Here is a 24,096-nt window from a genome sequence, read left to right as displayed (position 1 = left end):
CCCGCCTCAACCGAATATCGCGAAAGGGGGCCCACCCGGCAGGTGAGCCCCCTTCCGTGTCGACGATTACGAGCAGAACACCTCGGCGAGGACGTCGGTGAGCCCGTCCGCCGCGCCGGGCGTCGGCGCGGAGGTCACCGACATGATCATGCGGGTGCTCGTGTCGGCCGTGCTCATGGTGACCGTCACGTACCCGGGGATGCCGCCGTCGTGGCCCCAGGCCACCGTGCCGCAGGGCAGCTCGCTGCGGCCCAGGCCCAGGCCGTAGTCGTCGACCGTGGTCCGCATCTGCGCCAGCAGGGACGCGGGCAGCAGCTCACCGGACAGCAGCGCGTCCAGGAAGCGGTCGAGGTCGGCCGTGGTGGAGATCATCGCGCCCGCCGCGCCCGCGACCGAGGAGTTCATCGCGGTGACGTCGACCGGCTTGCCCCATGCGGTCATGTACCCGTGGGCGTGCGGGCCCTGCGGGACGATGCCGCCGGTGCGGGTGTCGCGCAGGCCCAGCGGCCGCAGGATCCGGCGCTCGACCGCGCGCTCCCACGACTGCCCGCTGACCTCCTCGATCAGCATGCCCGCCAGGATGTAGTTGGTGTTGGAGTACGACCAGTCCGTCCCCGGCTCGAAGTCCAGCGGCCGGGAGGTGCCGATCTCCAGCAGCTGCTCGGCCGAGTAGTGCCGGAACCGCTCGCGCACGAAGCTCTCCGGGTCCCGCAGCAGCGCGTTCGTGTAGTTGAACAGGCCGCTGGTGTGCTGGAGCATCATCCGCACGGTGATCCGGTCGTCGACCAGGCCCGGCAGGTAGCGCGTCACCGGCTCGTCCAGGCCCACCTTGCCCTCGTCGACGAGCTGCAGCACGACCGTCGAGACGAACGTCTTGGTCACGCTGCCCACCCGGAACCGCCCGTCGAGCGGCACCGGCCGCTGGCTGTTCAGCCGCGCCGTCCCGCTGCGCAGCACCAGGGTCTCCCCGTCGTCGACGATGCGCACCTGCACGCCCTGGACGCCGTCCTTGGCCATCCGGTCCAGCGCCGCCTGCACCACCGCCGGGTCGACGTCGCCGCCGGTGTCGGCCGACGCCGTGGTCACCGTCGCGGTGAGCCCCATGACCACGGCCGTGCCGAGCACGGCCAGTCTTCTGATCCCCATGTCCATCCCCTCGGGTCGGTTTCCCGCCAGAGGCCAGTCTGGCCTGGGCCGGGTCCGCCCGCGTCGATCTTGAGGCGGACGGGCCCGTCATCCCGGGGTACGACCCGCGCCATGGGACCATCGGCCCATGCGCAGGCCGAGGCCGCTGAAAGCGCTCCTCCGACTGGTGGACCGGTTCGAGGAGCGCGGGGTGTACGTGCCGGGCGAGGACAACCAGGCCATCTCGCCGTGGCGGGACTTCGGCTGGCTGATCGCGCTGTGGCTGGCCGCGGTGGGCGTCATCGTGCTGTTCTTCGCCATGGCCGCCTGAGACCCTCGTCACTGTTGGTGCCCCTCCGGTCACGGCCAGGCCACAGCCTGGCTCCAGGTCCGACTCAACCGGCCGCTGGGATGGGCGTTCGCAACCCCCAGCCGACATCGTGGACGGGTACCCGCCCGTCGACCGAGGAAGTGGACCGTGCAGACCGCCAGGCGCGCCGCAGCCGCCTGCGCCCTCCTGGCAGCGCTCGCCGGGTGCGGCGCGGCGCAATCGAGCACGCCGCCCCCCGAGCAGCTGGCGCCCTCGGTCGAACGCGCCGAGCCGCCCGGCTCCACGACCCAGGGCGGCGCGCTGACCGCGCTGGGGCGGGGTCTGTCGATCGCGGTGTCCGCCCCCAAGTCGTTCGTCCCCACCTCGTCGGCATCCCCGGCGGCGGCGCGCGCGGTCGGGTTCGAGATGACGGTCCGCAACGACGGCGACACCCCGTACCGCCCGACCCTGCTGGCGCTGACCGCGCACGTGGACTCGCAGGCGGTCAAGCAGGTCGTCGACTCCACCCAGGGCTACAGCGGCCTGGTGGGCACCGAGGAGATCGCGCCCGGGCAGAGCATGCGGTTCTCGGTGGCCTTCGCCGTGCCGCCGGAGAAGGCGGACGTGCGCGTGGTGGCCAAGCCGGACCCGGCGGCCGCCGTCGCGGTCACCGTCTTCGACGGCGAGGTGTGAGCGGGCTATAGCGTCTGTCCCATGACTGAGCGCTTGAGCGTGGGCGACCCCGCCCCCGAGTTCACCCTGCCCGACAGCACCGGCAAACCGGTGTCGCTGTCCGACTTCCGCGGCCGATCGGTGATCGTCTACTTCTACCCGGCCGCGGCAACCCCCGGCTGCGCGAAGCAGGCCTGCGACTTCCGCGACAACCTGGGCGAGCTGGCCTCGGCCGGGTACGCCGTGCTCGGCATCTCCCCCGACAGCCAGGCGAAGCTGGCCAAGTGGGTCGCGGCGGAGTCGCTGACGTTCCCGATGCTGTCCGACAGCGAGCGCACCGTGATGAAGCGGTGGGGCGCGTTCGGCGAGAAGCAGATGTACGGCAAGACGGTGACGGGCGTGATCCGGTCGACGTTCGTCGTCGATCCCGAGGGTGTGATCTCGCTGGCGCAGTACAACGTGAAGGCCACCGGGCACGTGGCGAAGCTGCGTCGCGACCTCGGGGTCTGACCCCGCTACGGGGCACGGGGCGGAAAAGTTGCCCGGGTAGCCGGGCAACATTCCGCTGGGACGGCTGCGTGTTCAGGGCATGCGCTGTCTCGCACTGCTTGCCCTGCTGCTGCTTTCCGCGTGCGCCCAGCCGATTCCCCTTGCCGCGCCGCCGGTTCCGATCGCCCTTCCGCTGACGCAGACGTCGACCGCGCCTGAGGTTGACCTGGACGTGGCCGCCGAGGTGACCGCGGCCGTGCGCCGGGAGTCCAGACCGGACACCGAGGTGGGCGTGCTCGTCGTGGATCTGCGGGAGCACACCGCCCTCGTCTCGGCCAACGCCGACCGGCCGTTCCGGTCGGCGTCACTGTCCAAACTGCTCATGGCCCTGGAGGCGTTGCGCGGCGGCACGGTTGACCGCGCGTCGGTCTGGAGAATGCTGAGCCACTCCGACGACCAGGTGGCCAACGCCTTGTGGGTGCGGCTGGGCGGCTCGGCCATGATCACGGCGTCGGCGCAGCGGTTGCGCCTCACCGGAACCCGCCCGCCCGCGCTGCCGAACCGTTGGGGTGACGTGATGATGACGCCCAGCGACCTCGTGCGGATCTACGACCACGTGCTCACCCTGCCCGCCGCCGACCGCTCCCTCATCCTGGACGCCCTGGCCTCCGCGCCCCGCCTGGCGGCGGACGGGTTCGACCAGCACTTCGGCATCCCCGACGGGATCTCCGCGCGGTGGGCGGTGAAACAGGGCTGGTCCGACAGTCCCCACGACCTGTCCCTGCACTCGACGGGCCTGGTGAACGGCCGCTACGCGGTGATCCTGCTGACCGAGCACCCCCGCCCCATCCGCCTGCGCACCGCGGCGGACTCGGTGACCGCGGGGGCGCGGGTGCTGAACGGGATTCTCACCTGATTCTCAGCGTCGTGGGCGCATGATGTGGGCATGTCGGGATTGCGGACCGCGTTGGCCGCCACGGTGGTCGCGGTCCTGGTGCTGACGGTGACCACGGCGGCACTCCCGGAGACGTGCTCGGCGCAGACGTCCGTCGGGGCCCCGGCGGCGCCGCCACAGGCCGCGCCCGAGGCGGCCGCGCTGCCCGCCGACACCGCGGCCACGGTCGTCTCGGCGGTGCGCGCGGTGTCACCGGGGGCCGATGTCGGGCTGCTGGTGTGGGACAGCGCGACGGAGAGCAGGATGGTCGCGGTCGAGCCGTCGACCCGGTACCAGTCGGCGTCGCTGGTGAAGCTGCTGGTGGGCATCGCGGCCACCCGGGCGGGAACGGCCTGGGCTCGCGTCACGCGGATGCTGCGGGACAGCGACGACCGCGTCGCCAGCCTGTTGTGGGGTGAACTGGGCGGCGACGCACTGCCGGGACGGGTGGCCGCGTCGCTGGGGATCGCGGGCGTCGGCCCACCGGACATCTGGGGCCGGTGGGGCAACGTCCTGCTCAGCGCGGAGGACCTGGTGACGGTGTACCGGTACCTGCTGACCGACATGCCCACCCTCCTCACCCCACTCCTGAACGCCCCGCGCACGGCGGCGGACGGGTTCGACCAGCACTTCGGCATCCCGTCCGCGTTCCCCGGCCCGTGGGCGGTGAAGCAGGCGTGGGGTACGTCCGCCCAGGCGACCACGGCCCACACCACAGGCATCGTGGGCGACCGCTACGTGGTCGTCCTACTCACCTCACACCCACCAGGCACCCCGTTCCGCACCGCCACAACCGCCGCGACCGCAGGCGCCACTGCCCTCGCCCCCCACCTGCCCTGACACACTCAGATGATCAGATCATCTGACTTGCCTTCATGATCCGAACATATGATCTGATCATCCGAGTCGAGCGCGCGCCGCGACTTTCAGATGACGTCATCATCTGGAGCAATCACCCGTCTGACCTGGCGAGGACCGGCGGAACGATCGCCCACCGGGCTCGGCAACCCCTACGGGCGGGCCCGCCCTTCCCGGTTGCCAGCGCCGACCGGGTCTTCGCGGTGCACGCGCGAGGTCACGCCGCCGATTCGGATGATCTCATCATCCAGAACTCCAGATGATGCCATCATGCGAGATTCGACATGATGACATCATATGATCAGATCATCTTCGTGATCGTGGGGTCCGGGCCGAACGGGGCGAGGCCGCATCACGAGGTGTCGGACCGGGTGATCGAGGCCGGGGACATGGTGGTGGATCAGAGGTCGCGCAGGTGGGGGACCAGGAGGGCGAGGGCGAGGCCGCGGTGGGAGCGGGCGTCCTTCTCCTCCGGGGTCAGTTCCGCCGAGGTCCGGGTGTCGCCGTCGGGGACGAAGATGGGGTCGTAGCCGAAGCCGTTGGTGCCGCGGGGCTCCCGGGTCAGGGTGCCGTGCCATTCGCCGCGGACCACTTTCTCCGGGCCGTCGGGGATCACGAAGGCGATCGTGCACACGAAAGCCGCTCCCCTGCGCTCATCCGGCACATCCGAGAGCTGGCCCAGGAGTAGGTCCAGGTTCGCCTGATCATCCCCGTGCTTGCCCGACCACCGCGCCGACAGCACGCCCGGCATGCCGTTGAGGGCGTCGACCGCGATGCCGGAGTCGTCGGCGATCGACGGCAGGCCGGTGGCCGCGACCGCGTCGCGGGCCTTGGCCAGGGCGTTCTCCTCGAACGTCGCGCCCGTCTCCGGGGCGTCGGGGAACGGTGGGAGGTCGTCGAGGCCCACGACCTCAAGGCCGTCGAGACCGGCCGCGGCCACGATCCGGCGCAGTTCGCCGAGCTTCTTGGCGTTGCGGGACGCCAGCAGGACGCGGGTCATCACTTGCCCTTCGGTTCCGGCAGCTCGCCCGGGTACGGCAGGGCCAGCGCCTCGGCCTGCAGCCGGGTGATCTCCGCGCAGCCCTCCATCGCGACGTCGAGCATGCGGTCCAGGGTCGAGCGGGCGAAGGTGGCGCCCTCGCCGGTGCCCTGCACCTCGATCAGCGTGCCCGCGTCCGTGGCGACGACGTTCATGTCCACCTCGGCGCGCACGTCCTCCTCGTACGGCAGGTCCAGCCGCACGCGCCCGCCGACCACGCCGACGCTCACCGCGGCGACCGAGCAGCTCAGCGGCTGCGGGTCCTTCAGCAGGTTGGCCGCGTTGAGCCAGGTCACCGCGTCGGCCAGCGCGACGTACGCCCCGGTGATGGCCGCAGTGCGGGTCCCGCCGTCGGCCTGGATGACGTCGCAGTCGAGCTGGATGGTGTTCTCGCCGATGGCCTGCAGGTCGATGCACGCCCGCAGCGACCGGCCGATCAGCCTGCTGATCTCGTGCGTGCGCCCGCCGATGCGCCCCTTGACCGACTCGCGGTCGCCGCGGGTGTTGGTGGCCGAGGGCAGCATCGCGTACTCGGCGGTCAGCCAGCCCAGGCCCGACCCCTTGCGCCAGCGCGGCACCCCCTCGCTGACGCTGGCCGCGCAGAGCACCCGGGTCCGCCCGAACTCGACCAGCACCGAGCCCGCGGGCCAGTCCTGGTAGCCGCGGGTCAGCTTGATGTCGCGGAGCTGGTCGTCTTTCCTGCCATCGCTACGAGCCACGCGGGCCAGCCTAGCTATCGGCTGCGGGCCCCGACCGGACGGCTCAGATCGTGTAGGTCACGCCTTGCTCGACCCGCTCCGCAGGCCCGTCGTAGGCGGCGTGGACCTCCGCCATCACCGCGTCCGCGTCGGTCCACGGCGGGATGTGGGTCACCAGGACCCGGCCGATGCCCGCCGCCGTCGCGAGTTCACCCGCCTGGGTGCCCGACAGGTGCAGGTCGGCGGGGCGGTCGTCGGCGTGGGTCCAGGACGCCTCGGTGAGCAGGACGTCCACACCGGCCACGAGCGCGGAGAGCGCCGGGTTCGGGCCCGTGTCCCCGGTGTACGCCAGGGTCCGCCCGTCGTGGGTGATCGCCAGGCTGTACGACTCGCACGGGTGCGCCGCAGGCGCGACGGCGACGGAGAACGGCCCGATCTCGACCACGCCGGGCCGCAGGGCGTGGAACTCGAAGACGTCGGACAGGTCCGTCTCGGCCAGTTCCTCGTCCGAGGTCGCGTACGCCATGGCGAGGCGGCGCGGCGCGGTGGACGGCGCGAACACCGGAAGCCGGAACGCGCGCGGGTCGCGGCTCGGGGCCGGGTGGTAGCGGCGCAGCACGGCCAGGGACGCGAAGTCCGAGCAGTGGTCGGCGTGCAGGTGCGAGAACGCCAGCGCGTCCAGCTGGAACGGGTCGCGGCGCGACTGCAGTTCGGCGAGGGTGCCGGGGCCGAGTTCGATGCCGAGCAGGAAGCCCTCGGCCTCCACCAGGTAGCCGGACGCCGGGGCGTCGGGACCGGGCAGGGAGCCGGAGCAGCCGAGGACGGTGAGCAGCACGGGGTCAGACTGTCACACCGGGCCGCCGCTCCGGACGGTGTGCAGGATCACGCCAGGGCGAAGCTGGCCAGTTCCGGGCCGAGGAAGCGGCGGGCCAGGCGGTGGAACGGCTCGGCCGCCCCGGTGGCCACGAACTCGTGCGCGGGCTCGCCGTCGAACGGGGTCAGCAGGTCGCGCTCGGTCAGCACGCCGAAGACGTCCTTGGCGCACTCCTCCGCGCTCGACACCAGCGTCACCGACGGTCCCATGACCACCTGCACCAACCCGCTGAGCAGCGGGTAGTGCGTGCACCCGAGCACCACGGTGTCCACTTCGGCCTGTTGCAGCGGTTCGAGGTAGGTCTGGGCGAGCCCGAGCACCTGACGCCCTGAGGTCACCCCGCGCTCGACGAAGTCGACGAAGCGCGGGCACGCGGCCGAGGTGAGGGTCACACCGGGCGCGGCGGCGAAGGCGTCGTCGTACGCGCGCGAGCGGATCGTGCCCTCGGTGCCGATCACGCCGATCCGGCCGGTGCGCGTGGCCGCGACCGCCCGCCGCACGGCGGGCACGACGACCTCGACCACCGGGATGTCGTAGCGCTCGCGCGCGTCGCGCAGGCACGCCGCCGACGCGGTGTTGCACGCGATCACCAGCATCTTGACGCCGCTGGCCACGAGGTCGTCGGCGATGCCCAGGGCCAGCTCGCGCACCCGGGCGATCGGCAGCGGGCCGTACGGGCCGTTCGCGGTGTCGCCGACGTAGCGCAGGCGCTCGTGCGGGAGCTGGTCGAGGATGGCGCGGGCGACGGTCATGCCGCCGACGCCGGAGTCGAACACGCCGATCGGAGCGCTGGGGTCCACGGTCACGAGCGTACGGCCACCTGCCGGTTGGCGACCGACACCAGCCACGCGGCCAGCACGCCGCCGAGCGCGCCGAACAGGTGCCCCTGCCAGGAGATGCGCGGGTCGCCCGGCAGCACGCCGAACAGCATCGTGCCCCAGTACGCCAGCAGCGCCACGGCCACGAGCAGTTGCCGGAAGCTGCGCGCGAAGACGCCCCGGACCAGCAGGAACAGCATCCAGCCGAAGACGATCCCGGACGCGCCGACGTGCACCGAGCCCGCCGCCCCGGTCAGCCACACGCCCACGCCGCTGGTGAACCAGATGGTGCCGGTGACGGCCGCCCACTGGCCGAGCCCGCCCGCCATCACCAGGAACCCGAGCACGGCGAACGGGAGCGTGTTGCTGATCAGGTGGCCCCAGCCGCCGTGCAGGAACGGCATCCAGATGATGCCGTCGAGCCCGGCGAGCGCGCGCGGGATGATCCCGTTCAGGTCGAGGTCGGCGGGCAGGGCGACGTCGACGAGCTCGATCAGCCAGAGCAGGAGGGTGAGCGACCCGACCACGATCGCGGCCTGCCGGGGGTTGGGCGGCAGGACGCGACCGGGGTCGGGCTTGGCCGGTGTGGTCGTCACCTGGTCGAGCGTACGGGTTTCAGCAGCCCACGCGGGTGGGCGCGAGCACGATGTCGTCGAAGACCAGGGTGTCGGTGTCGCCGCCGTAGCTCTCCCAGCCGATCCGGAAGTCGGTCAGGTTCGGCCGCCACGACGGCTTGCCGCGCAACCACTGGCCGTCGACGTCGTGGGTCTGCACCCCGTCGGCGACCAGGCCGGTGACCAGCGTCCCGTCGACCCAGGTCCGGATGTCGCCGCCCTCGACGGCGAACTCGACGCACGTCCACCGGTCGACCGGCAGCGGGCGGCTGAGCGCGACGCCGCTCGGGCTCTGCTCTGGCAGCGTGGCGTCGTCGGACTCGCGGTTCCACTGCATGGCCGCGTTCTGGCCGCCCATCCGCAGGTCCTTGCCCTCCACGGCGTCGCGCATCGCCATGAAGGTGACGTGGGCCGCGGGGAGCGCGGTGTCGTGGCGGACGTAGAAGCGGCCGTGCGTCATGCCGTCGAGCGCGGTGCCGACGAAGACGTGGTTGCAGTATCCGCCGCCGCCGTCGATCCGGACCGCCTTGCCGCCGCCGCGTCCGGCGGCCGGGTCGATGGCGGCGGTCCCGGTGCCCTGGCAGTTGGGGTAGGTGACGGCCCAGCGGCCGCCGGGCGTGCCGCTCTGCGCTTCCCAGTCCTCGCAGAGTGAGCCCGCGGGGCAGCCGGGGGGCGGGGTGGTCGTTGTTGTTGTCGGGGTGGTGGGCGTCGTGGTCGTGGGCGGGCTGTCCTGACAGGACTGCCCGTTGAGCGCGAAGTCCACCGGAGCGGGGTTGGCCCCGCTGAACGTCCCCTGGATGCCGAACCGCACCGTGCCGCCGACGCCCACGGACCCGTTGTAGGCCGCGTTCGCCGCGGTGACGGCGTTCCCGGTCTGGGTGAGCGCGGTGTTCCAGCTCCCGGTGATCCGCTGGCCGCCGTCGAACGTCCACGTCACCCGCCACGACGACAGCGCGGCGCCGGTGGCGTTGGTGACGGCGACCTCCGCGGTGAACCCGCCGGGCCACTGGTTCACCCGGTAGTCGACGGAACAGGCCGGAGCGGCGGCGGGTGCGGCGGTGACGGCGACGACACCGGTCAGCACCGTGGCGGCCCCCGCCAGCGCCGCTGCCAGGACAACTCGTTGAGACACCGTAGTCCCTTCCCTGGGAGCGCTCCCAGCCCAACGAACCACGGTCCGGCCCTCGGTGTCAAGGACCGGTCAGTCCAGCGCCCTCGGCAGGCGCGCCAGCGACTCCTCCATCCGCGCGGTGATCGACCGCGCGCCCATCCGGATGGCCAGCCCGTGCAGGAACGACACGGGCTCCTGCAGCAGCCGCAGCGTGACCAGCGTCGAGTCCCCCGCCGCTGCCAACTCGACCCGGAAGACCGCCGACGCGGCGAACTTGGGCGCGTCCTTGCCGTCGACCCGCTCCGCGGTGTGCTTCCAGGCGATCACCTCGCCGGGCACGAACTCGACGACCTCCTGGTCGATCTCCGACCGCTTGCCGTCCCAGCGCCCGTGCTGCCGCCGCCGCTCGCCCTTCCCCGACCCCGACACCACGTCGGTGCGCTCGGCGAAGCTGAACCAGTCGGGAGCACGGCGCGCGTCGGCCACCACGGCCCAGACCTGCATGGGCGGCGCGGGCACCTCGGCGGAGCGGGCCAGTTCAATCACCCCGGCAACCTACCTCCGGCCGCGTTCGGCAACCCCGCGCGGCCCCGGCGCGAAGTAAGATCACCCACCGCAACGACAGCGCCACGAGGGAGCCCGGTGGAACCCGACCGCATCGTCGCCAACCACATCGACGGCGCGATCCACGGCCCCGCGGTCCAGGCCCGGGACGTCCACGGCGGCATCCACATCCACTACGCCCAGCGCCCTCCCGCGGTCGCCCACACCCCGCCCGCCGACTGGTGCGCGCTCCCCACGCCGCCCGCCGAGGTGCGGTCTCTGTTGCAGGCCCAGGTGTCGGCGGCCCAGGAGATGCCCTACCGCCTGCCCGGCGCGCGGCGGCCCAGCCTGGACACGGTCTACGTCCGCCAGGACCTCGGCCACGGCTCGGAGGAGAAGTCCACCCACCAGCACCGCCCCGAGCCCATCCTCGACGCCCGCGGCCACCTCACCGAGTCGCCCAGGACCCCCGTCATCCGCCTCACGGTCCGCCCACCGGCCCGCACGGTCCGCAAGGCGCTGGACGATGACGACAACCTCATCGTCACCGGCGGCCCCGGCCAGGGAAAGTCGACGCTGTCCCTCCGACTGGCGGCGGACATCGCGGCACGCTGGCTGGCGTCATCCGACGAGGAGCCGCTGACCGAGCCGGTCCTGCCCCTGCGCCTGACGGCCCGCGAGCTGGCCACCCGGCTCACCCTGCCGTTCTCCGAGGCCCTGGCCGAGAGCGCCCGAGCCGAGTACGGCGCTCTCCTGGCCTGCCACCCGACCGCGGCCACCCTGGGCGACCGCGTCGTGGGCTGCCGATGGCTGCTGCTCGTGGACGGCCTGGACGAGGTCGCCGACGCCACCGAACGAGACCACCTGGTCCGCGTCCTGGCAGGCTGGGCGACCCCAGACTCCCCGTACCGCCTGGTCCTGACCACCCGCCCCATCGAGGGCGCCTCCCTCGCCCCCGTCCAGCGGATCGGCGCCGCCCGCTACGAACTCCAGCCCTTCGACGAGGAGGCCCTGCGCCGCTTCGCGACCAACTGGTTCACCGAAGAGCCCGCCGCCGCCCGCTTCCTCCGCCAGGTCCGAGCCGCCCACCTCGACGAGCTGGTCCGGGTCCCCCTGCTGGCCACCATCGCCGCGATCGTCTTCGAGCGAACCGACAACCGCCCCCTCCCGGACAACCAGTACGAGCTCTACGAGAGCTACCTGAAGTTCCTCCGCTCCGGCCACACCGTCCGATCGGCGTTCCAGCCCTTCTGGGACCCGCTGCTGGAACACCTGGGCCGAGTGCGGCTGGAGGCCGACACCTCGCTGACGACAGCCGCGCAGGAGTGGGTGCGCGAGCACGTCCCCGACCTTCCCGCCGACTGGACCGAGGAGCTGTCGACCTACCTGACCGCCGCGGGCCCACTCGTCCGCCGAGCAGGCGACCTGCGCTTCCTCCACCACAGCTTCGCCGAACACCTCGCCGCGACCGCGGAAGCCCGGCTGCTGCCCGACCACTTCGACGCCGACCACCCCGCCTTCGCCCGCCTCCTGCACGTCGCGCGTGTCCCGGAACGCGGCCGCCACGCCCGCGCGGTCCTGCTGCACCACACCCATCTGCACCCGACCGAGGCGGACCGGCTGGTCGGGTGGCTGCACAGCGGCTGGGCGGAGGAGCACCTGCTCGCCGCCCGGCTCCTGGCCTGGCACATCCCCGCCAGCGCCGAGGCGATGACCGCGTTCCTGGCGACCGTGCGCGACTGGGCGATGACGGCCCAGCACCAGGCTGGCGAGATCCTGGCGGAGGCGAGCCGCGCCGCCCACCATTCCGGCCTGGCTGGCTGGCTGCTCGACCTCATGCGGGACGACGCCGCGCCATGGCGGTCCCGGGTGGAAGCGGCGGCGGCGCTGGCGACCCGATTGCGCGGAACGGAGGCCGCAGAGGCGCTGTCGCTACTGCGTTCGGTGACAACGGACACCACGATCGCGGTCGCCGACCGGCTCGCCGCCGCAGAGGCGCTGTCCGAGTGCGGCGGCGACGAGCAGGAGGTCGCCGAGCGCGGGTTGCTGTCGGTCCTCGACGATTCGAGGGCGACCGCCGCCACGAGCAGGCCAGCAGCCGTCGTCCTGGCCGGACTGGGCCCCAACGGCCGCGCCCACGCCGTCGCCGCCCTCGATGCGATCATCGACGACCCCTGGTCCCCCGACGACTGGTGCGTCGAGGCCGCCACGGGCCTGATCGAGATCGGCGTCGAGCACCAGGACCGCGCCATCGCGGTGTTCCGCCGCGTCCTGACCACGCGCACCAGCATGCAGGCAGGCGTCCGCGAAGCGGCAATCGGTTTGGCCTCTGTCGGTCCACAACAGACCACCGAAGCCGTCAATGCCCTCACCGACCTCGCCGACAACCGGCGGAAGGACTACTGGGTCCGGATCGCCGCCTGCGACGCCCTCGCCGAGCTGGGCCCGGGCCCGCGATCCGCCGCCATCGACCGTCTTCTGGCGTTGTCGCGGGAGTTCGGCCTGCAACCGGTCGACCGCCACCGATGCGCGCGGTCCCTAGCCGCGCTCGGACTGCATGCGCAGGCGTTGGAGTTGCTCAGGATCACGGCCTTAGCCAGGAGCGCGCGCGCGATTTACCATCTCTACTGGGTGACCACGATCACCGCCGAGTTGAGCCCGGAGCACCAAGCCAAGGTCAACGACCTCATTGACCAACTGTTGGCCGACCAGCAGTTCTGGGTCCCTATCCCGTCGGCGTGGGGGACGCTCGCCGCTCTCGGGGGGCCACGCGGGCAGCAGTCCGTCGACCTGCTGACCCGGTTGCTCAGCGATCGGTCGGCCCGGACAAGCGACCGTTTGTCGGCGGCGAGCGCGTTGGCCGCTCTAGGGCCCGAGTTCCACGCCGAGGTGTCCCAGCACCTGCAGGAGATCGCCGAATCCGGGCGCTCCCCAGGCGACCGGTGGACCGCATGGCAGAGGCTGCGGGAGCTAAGACCGGAACTCCGTGGCAGAGCGTCCGCCGAACTGCTCGCGCTGTTGGAGCCGCACGAGGTGGATTCTTGGGAGGCCTCCGGCCAGGATCACACCTACCACCGTGACGACAGCGACGCCATGGCCGAAGCCGCGCTGCATGATCTAGACAGCGCAGATCGCTGTACCAGTGCCAGGTTCAACGCCTTCCAACGGCTCGTCCACCGGGGACCGAGGTTCCATCAGGCGGCTGTCGGCGCTATATGCGAACTCCTGGTTTCGCTGGTCTTCCCGATTCGGAGTCTGACGTTCCTGACGAGCGCGTCCGACGGTCTGGGACCAGCGGCGCGGGGGAAGCTGGCCGACGCCCTGCGTCAGGTCGCGCAGCGCCCGGAGGTGACAGAGCGCGAGATGCACCTCTTGGCCGCCGCACTGGCGGAACTCGACATCCCGTCGAGCGATGACCAAGCCCAGTTGGTGCCGGAGCTGGATCTCGCGGTCAGCGCCCATCTTTCCGACTACTGGTGGGAAGAACGGGTGCGAGAGCGCGTCCGCCTCGACGCGGGAACGCTGCCGGTCGTCCGTGCGCTCATGGCGGACACCGATCTTCCTCGTCACGCTCGCGAGGTCTGCGCGATGATCGTGGCGGAGGCATGTCCTGCCCAGCGCCGCGCGGCAGTCGGCGAGCTTGCCGACCAGGCCGACGACGAGTTCCTGGGCTTCACTTGGCGGATCGAGGTAATCATCCGCCTGGTGACCCTCGATTCCGGCGGCATCGACCACGCGCGCGCCGTGATGACGGATGAACGGCAGGCCATCGCGGCCCGGGCGGAGGCCGCGTCCCGGGTGGGCCGGCTCGCCCCCGAGACCCGTGACACCGCGGTCGCCATCCTGCGCCGCTTGATCCAGGACCCGGCGCACACCGGAGCTGAACGACAACGCGCCCTGCGCTGGCTGAGCGTCCTCCACGCCTTCGATCGCGTCGATCTGACGCAGATGAAGGTGGCGCTGTTGCGCGATCCCACCGTCCCGGCGGAGAACCGGAGTCTGCTGGCCCGTTCGCTCAGCGGGATCGAGGAGTTCGAGGCTCACCGCGCGTTGCTGGCCGACTCCACCGCTCCGCTGCGGTCGCGGGTGGCTGGGGTGAGTGAGTGGCGGAACCGCAGGCTGGCGGTGGAAGCCGAACAGGTGCTGCGGGAGGCGTTGGTCGCGCCGGAGACAGTGCCGTCCGAGCGGGTCGAGGCCGCGGTGTTGCTGTCGGAGCTGTCGCCTCGCTTCGCTGAGGACGCCGCGACCATGCTGACGGGTCCGCGTGCGCGAATCGCTCGGGCCGGGCTCGGTCGGGCCTACCGCCAAGGCGTGCTGACCGAACTCCACCGGATCGTCACTGATTCCGCGTGGCGTCCTCGCGTGACGGCGGTGCGCCAACTGTTGGAGATCTCCCCACTCCCCGCCGACGAGGTCACGGACAGCCTGCGGGAGCTGTGCGCGGACCCGCGCCTCTCGGACCGGGACCTGGTCGGCACCCGCTACGCGCTTCGGGCCCGGGACGGGCTCGCCCCCGTGCGGAAGCTGCTCGACCGGCCCCGAGCGGCCACGCGGGTGGCCGCCGCGAAGGTGCTCGCCGATCACTCGGGGCCGGACCGGGCGGCTGGCGCGCGGGTGTTGGACGCCGTCGCCACCGATCGCACGGGCCTGCCCGCCCTGCGCTGGTGGGCCGCCGACGATCTGATGCGCTTCGGTGAGCGGGGCAGGGAATGGGGAGCGGCGGCGCTTCGCGCGCTCATCGACGACGAGGACGTGCCGATGGGGACGCGGGTGAAGGCGGCGCGGTCGCTCGCCCGGCATCGGCCGGACCTGCGGGGCGGTCTGGTGCGCTGGCTTCGCCGGATCAGGACCGACAACCCGCTGCTGCGCGTCCAGGTGCTCGCGTGCGTCGCGTTGTTCGAGCCCTACGAAGGCGCGATTGCCTTGCACGACCTGGCTCGTGACGCGGCCCTGCCGCCCGGTGTTCGGTTGCGGGCGGCCACGGCGATGCTGGACGCGCACCGCGACTATCGGGAGCAGGCGGCCGTCGTCGCCCGGGATGTGGCGCGGGACAGCGCTGTCCCGCGCCACATCCGGGTCAAGGCTGCTCGGGCGCTCGCGCGGTGGAGTGCGGTGGGGCGGGGCGAGGCGCGGGCGTTGCTGGTTGAGCTAAATCAGTGACGGGTTGAGTCGGGCGAAGCCTTCCTGGCGCTGGTAGGGGAAGTACGGGTAGGGGGCGGTCCGCGCGCTGGCTTTGTCCAGGCGGGCAAGCTGGTCCGGCGTCAGCTGCCAGCCGACGGCGCCGAGGTTGTCGCGGAGTTGGGTCTCGGTGCGGGCGCCGATGATGACCGAGGACACCGTGGGGCGGGTCAGGAGCCAGTTGATGGCGATCTGCGGGATCGTCTTGCCGGTCTCCGCCGCGATCTCGGTCAGGGCGTCGACCACGTCGTACAGAAGGGCGTCGTCGACCGGTGGGCCGAAATCGGCGGTGTCGTGGAGGCGGCTGGTGGCGGGGAGGGGCTGGTCGCGGCGGATCCTGCCGGTGAGGCGGCCCCAGCCGAGGGGGCTCCAGACCAGCGCGCCGACGCCCTGGTCGTGGCCGAGCGGCATCAGTTCCCACTCGTAGTCGCGGCCGACCAGCGAGTAGTAGACCTGGTGGGCGACATAGCGCGGGTGGTGGTGCTTCTCGGCCAGGGACAACGACTTCATGAGCTGCCACCCGGCGAAGTTGGACACTCCCAGGTAGCGGATCTTGCCCACGCGGACAAGGTCGTGGAGGGTGTCGAGGACTTCCTCGACGGGGGTGCCCGCGTCGAAGGCGTGGAGTTGGAAGAGGTCGAGGTAGTCGGTGTCCAGGCGGCGCAGGGCGGCTTCGGTGGCCTTGATCAGGCGCGAGCGGGACGAGCCCGCGTCGGCCGGGCCGTCGCCGGTGGGGAGGGTTGCCTTGGTGGACAACAGGACGCGGTCGCGACGGCCCTTGACCGCAGCGCCGAGGACCTCCTCGGACGCGCCGTCGGAGTAGACGTCGGCGGTGTCGAACATGGTGACGCCCGCGTCCAAGCACAGGTCCACGAGGTTGCGCGCCTCGTCGACCCCGGTGTCGCCCCACGCGCCGAACAGGGGGCCGCGCCCGCCGAACGTGCCCGCGCCGAGGCTCAGCGCGGGGACCAGCAGGCCGGACGCGCCCAATCGACGATGCTCCATGATTCCTCCCCAGTTAACGGTACTGTGGTGCCGTTAAGGTAGCACACTTAAAGGAACTGGAGTCCCGTTATGACGCGCCCAGGCGGTCGGACCGCACGCGTCCGCGCACAGGTCCTCCGGGCGACGGGCGACGCCCTGGCCGAACAGGGCTTTGCCCACCTCGACCTCGCCGACATCGCCCGTCGTGCCGATGTGGGCAAGACGACGGTCTACCGGCGCTGGGGCAGCGTGACCGCGTTGGTGGCCGATCTGCTGATCGACATGGCGGAGGAGTCGTCACCCCGCAGCGACACGGGAAGTCTGCTCGGCGACCTGCGGGCGAACGCCGACCTCGTGCTGCGCACGCTGACCGACCCCCGGCAGGGCAGGCTGTTCACGTCGATCATCGCGGCGGCGACGTGCGACGCGCAGGCAGCGGAGGCCTTGCACGGCTTCTACGCCACCCGGGTCGCCGAGTGGGCCCCGTGCGTCGAGCGGGCGATCGAGCGGGGCGAGGCGCCCGAGGGCACCGACGCGCAGGCGGTGATCCGGGCGGTGTCGGCGCCGCTGTACTACCACTTGCTGACGACGGGGCGCATCGATCCGTCGGTCGCCGACCAGGCCGCCACGGCCGCGACGGTAGCCGCGCGGGCGGGGGTGTTCGTCTGCCAGGATTGATCTTGGGGGGATCACATGGAGATGCTGTGGCGGCTGTTCGGCGACGTGCTGCCCTTGACGTTGTTCGCGTTGCCGGTGGCGATCGTGGTCGCGTGCGCGCTGGCGGCACTGCGGAGACGCCGGGGAGCGTGGCGGCTCATCGTGGCGGACGTGCTGGTGATGATGGCCACGCTTCCGGTGGCATACCTGGTGTTCGTCCCGGTGGGCGGCGGCGAGCGCACGTCGGTCAGCCTGATCCCGGGCACGGACCTGTTCGGCGCCTACGACGAGATCACGGTCTGGCGCTTGGTGGGCAACCTGTTCCTGCTGATGCCACTGGGGATGATCGCCCCACTGCGATGGCGGTGGTTGCGCTCGATGAAGCGAGTAGCCCTGTCAAGCGCGTGCGTGGCGGTGGGGATAGAGCTGGGGCAGTGGTTGCTACCGGTGGGCCGCGTCGTCGCGTTCGACGACGCACTGCTCAACTTCACGGGCGCAACACTGGGCGCGGCGGTGACGTGGGTGTGGTGGCGCGACCGCGCCCGGCGCGCGGAATCAGGTGCGCTTGAGCCAGCGGATCAGCGAGGGGACGGCTAAGCGGAGAACCGGGCCATCCACGTTCTTCGAGTCGCGGATGGCGTCGAGGGTGTTGGACAGTTCGACGCAGCTTGCGCCGTTCACGCTATGGGTCGACTTGCGCCAATCGGTCACCACGGGCCTCCGTTCGCTGCACCAGAGCGGCGACCAGACGCAGCGAGTCGTCCATGCTCAGGGCAGCTCGGAGGCTGGCTTCCGCCGCCTGCCGGTAGGCGTTCACGTCTTCCGGCCTGTGCAGCCAGACCATGGAGCGTCCGGTCTCGATGAACACGCTCTTGATCAGGTTAACACCGGAGATCACGTGGAAGGAGCCGTCCAACCCGGGGTACCAATCGGCGTCGAAGGGCAGGATCCGCAGCTCGATGTTGGCGCGCCTGCCCAGCGTGAGCAGGTAGCGGAGCTGGTTGTGGAGGACCTTGGCTCCGCCGATCCGCTGGTACAGCGCGGCTTGGCCGATCAGGGCCGTGTAATGGGCCGGAATCGGCCGGAGGATCACCTCCTTGCGGCGGTTCCGGAGCGCTACCCGGGCCTCGACCTCGTCCGCGGAGAGTCCTGCGCGCACCATCATCGCCCGCGCGTATTCCGTGGTTTGCAGGAGACCGGGGATCATTGTGGGCAAAAGTTCGAGAAGGGTGGCCGCGTTCTGCTCGTATTCGACGAAGGCGGCGAGTTGCTGTCGGCGTTCCGGGAGGGTCGTCGCGATCCACTGGTCGGCCGGACTGGCCTGGACGAGGGTCATGATGTCCTGGTACTGCTCGCCGACGACGCCCAGGGTTGCCAGGATGCGGGCTACCTGGTCCGGCCTCGGTGTGCGGTAGCCGGTCTCCCAGCGGGAGAGCATCGCCGGGTCGACGCCCATCTGCCCCGCGAAGTCCCGCAGGGTGATGTCATTGTTCTGCCGGGCAGCGCGCAGGGCGCTGCCGAGCGCGAAGGTCTTGGGGGATTTCGGCACTCATCCACGCTAGCCAACGCGCTCGGCGGCTTCCCGCTCAAACAATGAGAATCACCGACAAGAAGCGTTTCCTACCGGCAACGGGCTAATGCGGTTACGCCCAGAGGTGGCCGTCGAGCCGTTCCGAGGCCTCGTCCAGCGAGCCCGAGTACGCCCCGGTCGACAGGTACTTCCAGCCCGCGTCCGCGACGATGAACACCACGTCGGCCGACTCGCCCGTCCCGGCGACCTTCTCGGCCACCGCCAGCGCCGCGTGCAGGATGGCGCCGGTGGAGATGCCCGCGAAGATGCCCTCCACCTCCAGCAGTTGCCGCGTCCGCCGCAATGCGTCGTACGAGCCCACCGAATAGCGGCCTGTCAGCACATCCGGGTCGTACAGCTCCGGCACGAAGCCCTCGTCCAGGTTGCGCAGGCCGTAGACCAGCTCGCCGTAGCGGGGCTCGGCGGCGATGATCTGCACGTCCGGCTTGTGCTCGCGCAGGTACCGGCCCACGCCCACCAGCGTCCCCGTGGTCCCCAGGCCCGCCACGAAGTGCGTCACCGACGGCAGGTCGCGCAGGATCTCCGGGCCGGTGGACCGGTAGTGCGCCATCGCGTTGTCCGGGTTGCCGTACTGGTACAGCATCACCCAGTCCGGGTGCTCCTCGGCCAGCGCCTTCGCCCGGCGGACCGCCTCGTTCGAGCCACCGGCCGCGGGCGAGTACACGATCCGCGCGCCGTAGGCCTGGAGCAGTTGCTTGCGCTCCTCGGAGGTGTTCTCCGGCATCACGCAGACCAGTCCGTAGCCCTTGAGCTTCGCCGCCATCGCCAGGGCGATGCCGGTGTTGCCCGAGGTCGGCTCCAGGATCGTGCAGCCGGGTGCCAGCCGACCGTCGCGCTCGGCGGCCTCGATCATCGCCAGCGCGGGACGGTCCTTGATCGACCCCGTCGGGTTGCGGTCCTCAAGCTTGGCCCACAGCCGCACGCCCTCGGCGGGCGCCAGCCGGGGCAGGCCGACCAGCGGCGTGTCGCCGAGCGCGTGCAGCAGTGAGTCGTACCTGGCCATGGGGAATCAGCCGCCCGCGACGGCCGGGAGGATGGTCACGTTGTCGCCGTCGGCCACCTTGGCCTCCAGGCCACCGGCGAAGCGCACGTCCTCGTCGTTGACGTAGACGTTCACGAAGCGGTGCAGGGTGCCGTCCTTGACCAGCCTGGCCTTGAGGCCGCCGTGGTTGGCCTCCAGGTTGTCGATCACCTCGGCCAGGGTGGCGCCCGCCGCGGAGACGGTCTTCTCGCCGCCGGTGTGGGTGCGCAGGATGGTCGGGATCGAGACGGTCACGGCCATGGGGGAACCTCCGGTTGGATAACGCTGATTCGATAAGGAAAAACGCCCGCGGAACGGCGGGTATTCCTAGCCGCGCTCGGGCACGTCGTCAGGACCGGTGTGGGCGAACCGGTAGGACTCGACGACCTCGACGGGCTCCTCGGTGACGACGCCGTCGACGATGCGGTACGACCGCAGCTCGTGGACCTCGGGGTCGCGGGTGGAGACCAGCACGTAGTGCGCGTCGGGTTCGGAGGCGTAGGAGATGTCCGTGCGCGACGGGTAGGCCTCGGTGGCGGTGTGCGAGTGGTAGATGACCACCGGCACCTCGTCACGGGAGTCCATGTCGCGGTAGAGGCGCAGCAGATCGGTCGAGTCGAACTCGTAGAACGTGGGCGAGCGCGCGGCGTTGAGCATCGGGATGAACCGCTCGGGGCGGTCGGAGCCCTCCGGACCGGCGATCACGCCGCATGCCTCGTCCGGGTGGTCGCGGCGGGCGTGGGCCACCATCGCGTCCACGAGGTCTCGGCGGATCTGCAGCACGACGCCCATCCTACTGCGCGGATGGGGTGCTCCCAGTCCGTGGGAGAGGGCACGTCAGGGCCACGCGTCGCGGTATGCGCGCAGGTCACCCACGGTGGACGCGGCCAGGACGCCGTGGCCGACCGCGCGGGCCACCGCGTCGGCCGCCGCCGCGCAGAGCCCGTCGAAGGCCGCCGCGTCGGGCGCCGGGCGCACGCCCGTGGCGGCGGCGAAGAGGGTGTCGCCGTCGAACAGCGAGTGCGCCGGGCGCAGGGCGCGGGCCAGGCCGTCGTGCCCGGAGATGGCCAGCCTGCGGCACTGCGCCTTGGTCAGGGCCGCGTCGGTGGCGATGACGCCGATGACCGTGTTCAGGTCCGACGCGGCGGGCGCGGACAGCGCCCCCGGCCTGCCGGGCGCCTCCGGGAACTCCCCGGGCGCGACCGACGCCGCGTACAGCTCCCCGGTCATGGGGTCGGCGGCCTCGCCCCGGGCGTTGACGGCCAGCAGCGCGGCCACTGTGATCTCACCCACCCGGACCGACGCCGTGCCGACGCCGCCCTTCAGCGAGCCCGTGCGCGCCCCCGCCCCGGCGCCCACCGAGCCCTGCTCGACCGGGCCCTCCCCGGCCGCCTCGCAGGCCAGGTAGCCGAACGCGGCGTCCGGGCGGTTGCCCCAGTCCGAGCGGGGCAGGTCGAACAGCACCGCGGCGGGCACGATCGGCACCACCTCGTGCGGCTCGGCGCCCACCCGGAAGCCCTGCCCGCGCTCCCCCAACCACCGCATGACGCCGTCGGCGGCGGCCAGGCCGTACGCGCTGCCGCCGGACAGGCAGACCGCGTCGACGCGCTCGACCAGGTTCTCCGGGGCCAGCAGGTCGGTCTCCCGGGTGCCGGGCGCGCCGCCGCGCTGGTCGACTCCGCCGACGGTCCCCTCGGGGAACAGCACGACCGTCGTCCCGGTGGCCCAGCCGTCGCCGATGCGGTGGTGGTGGCCCACCCGGACGCCGCCGATCACGCCGACAGGGCCTGGACCAGCGACTCCTGCACCCAGGTCAGCCAGTGGTAGACGGCCATGTTGGGCGCGCGGGGGTCGTCGTCGGGCAGCTCGTCCGGGGTGTCCTCGCTGACCTCGAGGGCCGTGCCGAGGGCGATGCGGACGTCGTTGAGCGCGGCCAGCCAGGCGTCGGCCTGCTCGTCGCTGAGCCGCACCTCGCCGCCGTACATCGGGCAGGTGTCCATCACGACCGCGGCGACGCCGATCTTGCGGTCGAGCAGCTCGGGCTCGTGCAGCGAGCGCAGCGCGGCCGCGGAGTCGATGTCCTCGCGGGTCGGGTTGTCGGGGTCGAGCTTGTGGAAGTCCGGCAGCAGCCGGGACAGGATCGGGTCGTCCGGGGAGGTCGTCGGGCCGGTGCGGATGCCGGTCAGCTCGGCCAGCTCGTCCTGCGGGGAGTCCTCCTGGCGGGCCTTGAGCATGTCGTCGATCTGCGACACCAGCCCGCGCAGCACCGCCGCCTCCTGGCGGTCGATGACGGCCACCACCAGCTTGCCCTTGCGCGTCCACTGCTTCACGAGGCGTGTTCCATCGTCGCCCAGAGACCGGCGGCGTGGAGGCGGGCCACGTCGCCCTCGACCTTCTCCTTGGTCCCCGACGACACCACGGCCTTGCCCTCGTGGTGCACGTCGAGCATGAGCTTGGTCGCCTTGTCCCGGCTGTAGCCGAACAGCTTCTGGAAGACGTAGGTCACGTACGACATGAGGTTGACCGGGTCGTTCCAGACGACCGTCTGCCACGGTCTGTCCTCGGACACCACCTCGGAACCGACGGGACTGCTCTGCGTCTGCTCCATGTCGACGGGCGCGGTCATACCCCTAATGGTGGCATGCCCGCTTTGACTCGGTCCGAGGGATCTTCCCTCGAATGGCGTACCCGTAGGCTTCGACCATGACCACGGCTCTGCTGACCGACCACTACGAGCTGACGATGCTCGCCGCGGCGCTGCGCGACGGCACCGCGTCGCGGCAGTGCGTGTTCGAGGTCTTCGCCCGGCGGCTGCCCAACGGTCGGCGCTACGGGGTCGTGGGCGGGACCGGTCGGGTCGTGGACGCGATCGCCGACTTCCGCTTCGGCGAGGCCGAGCTGGCGCACCTGCGCGACACCGGGGTCGTCGGCGACGAGGCGCTGGCCTGGCTGGCCGACTACCGCTTCGGCGGCGACGTCGACGGCTACGCCGAGGGCGAGCTGTACTTCCCCGGCTCGCCGATCATGACGGTCACCGGGACGTTCGCCGACGCGGTGCTGCTGGAGACCGTCGTGCTGTCGATCCTGAACCACGACAGCGCCATCGTCTCGGCGGCGGCGCGCATGGTGAGCGCGGCCAACGGGCGGCCGATCATCGAGATGGGCGGGCGGCGCACGCACGAGCTGGCGGCCGTGGCCTCGGCCAGGGCCGCCTACCTCGCCGGGTTCGCCACGACGTCGAACCTGGCGGCGGGCCGGGCCTACGGCATCCCGACCGCGGGGACGTGCGCGCACGCGTTCACCCTGCTCCACGACAGCGAGCGCGACGCGTTCGCCGCGCAGGTGGACGCGCTGGGGACGGACACCACCCTGCTGGTCGACACCTACGACATCACCCGGGGCATCGACACCGCCATCGAGGTCGCGGGCACCGGGCTGGGCGCGGTGCGCATCGACTCCGGCGACGTGGGCGTGCTGGCCAGGCAGGCCCGCGAGCAGCTGGACCGGCTGGGGGCCACGCGGACGCGGATCGTGGTCTCCGGCGACCTCGACGAGTACGCGATCGCGGCGCTGCGGGCCGAGCCGGTGGACGCCTACGGGGTCGGGACGTCGCTGGTCACCGGCTCGGGCGCGCCGACGGCCGGGATGGTCTACAAGCTGGTGGAGGTCGACGGGCGGCCGGTGGCCAAGCGCAGCTCGTCGAAGGAGTCGCTGGGCGGGCGCAAGGTGGCGCTGCGGCGGCACAAGGCCACGGGGACCGCGCTGGAGGAGGTCGTGTTCCTGGCGTCCGGTCCCGCGCCCGACGCCGACGAGCACGACCGGTACCTGCAGATCCCCCTTTTGCGTGGTGGACAGCCTGCGCCCGGACTGCCCACGCTGGAGGATGGCAGGCAACGGGTCCGCACCGGCCTGGTGAGCCTGCCGTGGGAGGGCCTGAAGCTCTCCGCGGGCGAGCCCGCCATCCCGACCGTCCACCTCACCGGGGAGCAGTGATGCACGACAAGACGGCGCTGATCGTCGTGGACGTCCAGAACGACTTCTGCGAGGGCGGCTCGCTCGCCGTCGCGGGCGGGTCCGAGGTCGCGGCGGCGATCAGCGACTACATCGCCGAGACCGACTACGACTTCGTCGTCGCCACCCGCGACCACCACATCGACCCGGGCGACCACTTCAGCGAGACCCCGGACTACGTCCACTCGTGGCCGCGGCACTGCGTCGCCGAGACCACCGGCAGCGAGTTCCACGCGAACCTGGACACCTCCCGCATCCACGAGGTGTTCCGCAAGGGCGACTACGCCGCGGCGTACTCCGGCTTCGAGGGCACCGCCGACGGCACCCCGCTGGCGGACTGGCTCCGGGAGCGGGGCGTGGGCCGGGTGGACGTCGTGGGCATCGCCACCGACCACTGCGTCCGGGCGACGGCGGTGGACGCGGCGGAGGCAGGCTTCACGACGCGGGTCCTGCTGGACATGACCGCGGGCGTGGCCGCGCCGACCGTCGAGTCCGCGCTGAACCGCATGACCGAGGCGGGCGTGACCCTGGTGGGCGTGCCGAAGCTGGCGCCTGCGGGCTGAGCTCCT

General features: G+C 71.8%; 27 protein-coding genes. 10 read left to right on the top strand and 17 right to left on the bottom strand.

Annotated elements, in window-relative coordinates; genetic code table 11:
* Positions 1–66: 66 nt before the first annotated feature.
* Entirely contained in the window at positions 67–1,146 is a 1,080-nt protein-coding gene (locus tag Actkin_RS05850) for a serine hydrolase domain-containing protein (protein WP_258906267.1), read from the bottom strand.
* A 127-nt stretch (positions 1,147–1,273) separates the two neighbouring features.
* Here Actkin_RS05850 and Actkin_RS05845 point away from each other — a divergent pair, with 127 nt between their 5' ends.
* The 5 genes from Actkin_RS05845 (at position 1,274) to Actkin_RS05825 (ending at position 4,370) form a co-directional block, all read left to right on the top strand.
* Positions 1,274–1,456: a hypothetical protein gene (locus Actkin_RS05845; protein WP_189212294.1), complete on the top strand. Its 183-nt coding sequence runs from the start codon at positions 1,274–1,276 to the stop codon at positions 1,454–1,456.
* A 147-nt stretch (positions 1,457–1,603) separates the two neighbouring features.
* Positions 1,604–2,128 (top strand): hypothetical protein, encoded by a 525-nt coding sequence (locus tag Actkin_RS05840; RefSeq protein ID WP_189212295.1) that lies wholly within the window; start codon positions 1,604–1,606, stop codon positions 2,126–2,128.
* Positions 2,129–2,149: 21 nt separating this feature from the next.
* Complete coding sequence (gene bcp, locus Actkin_RS05835; protein ID WP_258906265.1) at positions 2,150–2,617, top strand: thioredoxin-dependent thiol peroxidase; 468 nt, start codon at positions 2,150–2,152, stop codon at positions 2,615–2,617.
* 79 nt (positions 2,618–2,696) lie between these two features.
* Positions 2,697–3,512 carry a serine hydrolase family protein gene (locus tag Actkin_RS05830; protein ID WP_258906264.1) on the top strand — a complete coding sequence of 272 codons (816 nt, stop codon included), beginning with the start codon at positions 2,697–2,699 and terminating at the stop codon, positions 3,510–3,512.
* Between the two features lie 30 nt (positions 3,513–3,542).
* Positions 3,543–4,370, top strand: a complete 828-nt coding sequence (locus tag Actkin_RS05825) for a serine hydrolase (protein ID WP_258906263.1) — start codon at positions 3,543–3,545, stop codon at positions 4,368–4,370.
* 418 nt (positions 4,371–4,788) lie between these two features.
* Here Actkin_RS05825 and rdgB read toward each other — a convergent pair whose 3' ends face one another.
* The 7 genes from rdgB to Actkin_RS05790 all read right to left on the bottom strand — a co-directional run bounded on the left by rdgB (position 4,789) and on the right by Actkin_RS05790 (position 10,088).
* Positions 4,789–5,388, bottom strand: coding sequence for an RdgB/HAM1 family non-canonical purine NTP pyrophosphatase (gene rdgB, locus Actkin_RS05820; RefSeq protein ID WP_258906262.1), 600 nt, complete (start codon positions 5,386–5,388; stop codon positions 4,789–4,791).
* Positions 5,388–6,146 carry a ribonuclease PH gene (rph, locus tag Actkin_RS05815; RefSeq protein ID WP_189212300.1) on the bottom strand — a complete coding sequence of 253 codons (759 nt, stop codon included), beginning with the start codon at positions 6,144–6,146 and terminating at the stop codon, positions 5,388–5,390. Before rph ends, rdgB begins: the two co-directional genes overlap by 1 nt.
* Before the next feature lie 43 nt (positions 6,147–6,189).
* Positions 6,190–6,960, bottom strand: coding sequence for an MBL fold metallo-hydrolase (locus Actkin_RS05810; RefSeq protein ID WP_189212301.1), 771 nt, complete (start codon positions 6,958–6,960; stop codon positions 6,190–6,192).
* A gap of 47 nt (positions 6,961–7,007) precedes the next feature.
* Entirely contained in the window at positions 7,008–7,799 is a 792-nt protein-coding gene (gene murI, locus Actkin_RS05805; RefSeq protein WP_189212302.1) for a glutamate racemase, read from the bottom strand.
* 2 nt (positions 7,800–7,801) lie between these two features.
* Entirely contained in the window at positions 7,802–8,413 is a 612-nt protein-coding gene (locus Actkin_RS05800; RefSeq protein WP_189212303.1) for a rhomboid family intramembrane serine protease, read from the bottom strand.
* A gap of 19 nt (positions 8,414–8,432) precedes the next feature.
* Entirely contained in the window at positions 8,433–9,563 is a 1,131-nt protein-coding gene (locus tag Actkin_RS05795; protein ID WP_258906260.1) for a cellulose-binding domain-containing protein, read from the bottom strand.
* 69 nt (positions 9,564–9,632) lie between these two features.
* Complete coding sequence (locus tag Actkin_RS05790) at positions 9,633–10,088, bottom strand: SRPBCC family protein (RefSeq protein WP_189212304.1); 456 nt, start codon at positions 10,086–10,088, stop codon at positions 9,633–9,635.
* A gap of 96 nt (positions 10,089–10,184) precedes the next feature.
* Between Actkin_RS05790 and Actkin_RS05785 the strand changes: the two genes are divergently transcribed.
* Positions 10,185–15,245, top strand: a complete 5,061-nt coding sequence (locus Actkin_RS05785) for an NACHT domain-containing protein (protein WP_258906259.1) — start codon at positions 10,185–10,187, stop codon at positions 15,243–15,245.
* On the opposite strand, the gene Actkin_RS05780 is transcribed toward Actkin_RS05785, so the two are convergent.
* Positions 15,234–16,268, bottom strand: a complete 1,035-nt coding sequence (locus Actkin_RS05780) for an aldo/keto reductase (protein ID WP_258906258.1) — start codon at positions 16,266–16,268, stop codon at positions 15,234–15,236. The two genes, Actkin_RS05785 and Actkin_RS05780, sit on opposite strands and share 12 nt — an antisense overlap.
* 69 nt (positions 16,269–16,337) lie before the next feature.
* Between Actkin_RS05780 and Actkin_RS05775 the strand changes: the two genes are divergently transcribed.
* Both Actkin_RS05775 and Actkin_RS05770 read left to right on the top strand, forming a co-directional pair.
* A complete protein-coding gene (locus Actkin_RS05775) occupies positions 16,338–16,925 on the top strand; it encodes a TetR/AcrR family transcriptional regulator (protein ID WP_258906257.1) in 588 nt (195 codons plus the stop codon).
* Positions 16,926–16,940: 15 nt separating this feature from the next.
* On the top strand, positions 16,941–17,501 hold the full coding sequence (locus tag Actkin_RS05770) for a VanZ family protein (RefSeq protein ID WP_258906256.1): 561 nt from the start codon (positions 16,941–16,943) through the stop codon (positions 17,499–17,501).
* Here Actkin_RS05770 and Actkin_RS05765 read toward each other — a convergent pair.
* The 8 genes from Actkin_RS05765 to clpS all read right to left on the bottom strand — a co-directional run bounded on the left by Actkin_RS05765 (position 17,460) and on the right by clpS (position 22,142).
* A complete protein-coding gene (locus Actkin_RS05765; protein ID WP_258907860.1) occupies positions 17,460–17,585 on the bottom strand; it encodes a DUF397 domain-containing protein in 126 nt (41 codons plus the stop codon). The genes Actkin_RS05770 and Actkin_RS05765 overlap by 42 nt on opposite strands.
* Position 17,586: 1 nt before the next feature.
* Positions 17,587–18,453 (bottom strand): helix-turn-helix domain-containing protein, encoded by an 867-nt coding sequence (locus tag Actkin_RS05760; protein ID WP_258906255.1) that lies wholly within the window; start codon positions 18,451–18,453, stop codon positions 17,587–17,589.
* Positions 18,454–18,547: 94 nt separating this feature from the next.
* Positions 18,548–19,498, bottom strand: coding sequence for a PLP-dependent cysteine synthase family protein (locus Actkin_RS05755; RefSeq protein ID WP_189212311.1), 951 nt, complete (start codon positions 19,496–19,498; stop codon positions 18,548–18,550).
* A gap of 6 nt (positions 19,499–19,504) precedes the next feature.
* A complete protein-coding gene (locus Actkin_RS05750) occupies positions 19,505–19,777 on the bottom strand; it encodes a MoaD/ThiS family protein (RefSeq protein ID WP_189212312.1) in 273 nt (90 codons plus the stop codon).
* A 66-nt stretch (positions 19,778–19,843) separates the two neighbouring features.
* Positions 19,844–20,308: a M67 family metallopeptidase gene (locus tag Actkin_RS05745; protein ID WP_189212313.1), complete on the bottom strand. Its 465-nt coding sequence runs from the start codon at positions 20,306–20,308 to the stop codon at positions 19,844–19,846.
* A gap of 45 nt (positions 20,309–20,353) precedes the next feature.
* A complete protein-coding gene (locus tag Actkin_RS05740) occupies positions 20,354–21,292 on the bottom strand; it encodes a P1 family peptidase (protein WP_258906254.1) in 939 nt (312 codons plus the stop codon).
* Positions 21,289–21,846 carry a DUF2017 domain-containing protein gene (locus tag Actkin_RS05735; protein ID WP_189212314.1) on the bottom strand — a complete coding sequence of 186 codons (558 nt, stop codon included), beginning with the start codon at positions 21,844–21,846 and terminating at the stop codon, positions 21,289–21,291. Before Actkin_RS05735 ends, Actkin_RS05740 begins: the two co-directional genes overlap by 4 nt.
* Positions 21,843–22,142: an ATP-dependent Clp protease adapter ClpS gene (gene clpS, locus Actkin_RS05730; RefSeq protein WP_189212315.1), complete on the bottom strand. Its 300-nt coding sequence runs from the start codon at positions 22,140–22,142 to the stop codon at positions 21,843–21,845. The genes Actkin_RS05735 and clpS overlap by 4 nt, the downstream gene beginning before the upstream one ends.
* 77 nt (positions 22,143–22,219) lie before the next feature.
* Between clpS and Actkin_RS05725 the strand changes: the two genes are divergently transcribed.
* Together Actkin_RS05725 and Actkin_RS05720 are read left to right on the top strand one after the other, a co-directional pair.
* The gene (locus Actkin_RS05725; RefSeq protein WP_258906253.1) at positions 22,220–23,509 is read left to right on the top strand and encodes a nicotinate phosphoribosyltransferase; all 1,290 of its coding nucleotides are present in this window, start codon (positions 22,220–22,222) and stop codon (positions 23,507–23,509) included.
* Positions 23,509–24,090: a nicotinamidase gene (locus Actkin_RS05720; protein WP_189212317.1), complete on the top strand. Its 582-nt coding sequence runs from the start codon at positions 23,509–23,511 to the stop codon at positions 24,088–24,090. The genes Actkin_RS05725 and Actkin_RS05720 overlap by 1 nt, the downstream gene beginning before the upstream one ends.
* Positions 24,091–24,096: the final 6 nt, after the last annotated feature.

The organism is Actinokineospora sp. UTMC 2448 (genome assembly GCF_024760565.1).
GTDB classification, from domain to species: Bacteria; Actinomycetota; Actinomycetes; order Mycobacteriales; family Pseudonocardiaceae; genus Actinokineospora; species Actinokineospora fastidiosa.
The sequence above is the reverse complement of the archived record's forward strand: the minus strand, read 5'-3'. Positions and strand labels throughout refer to the sequence as shown.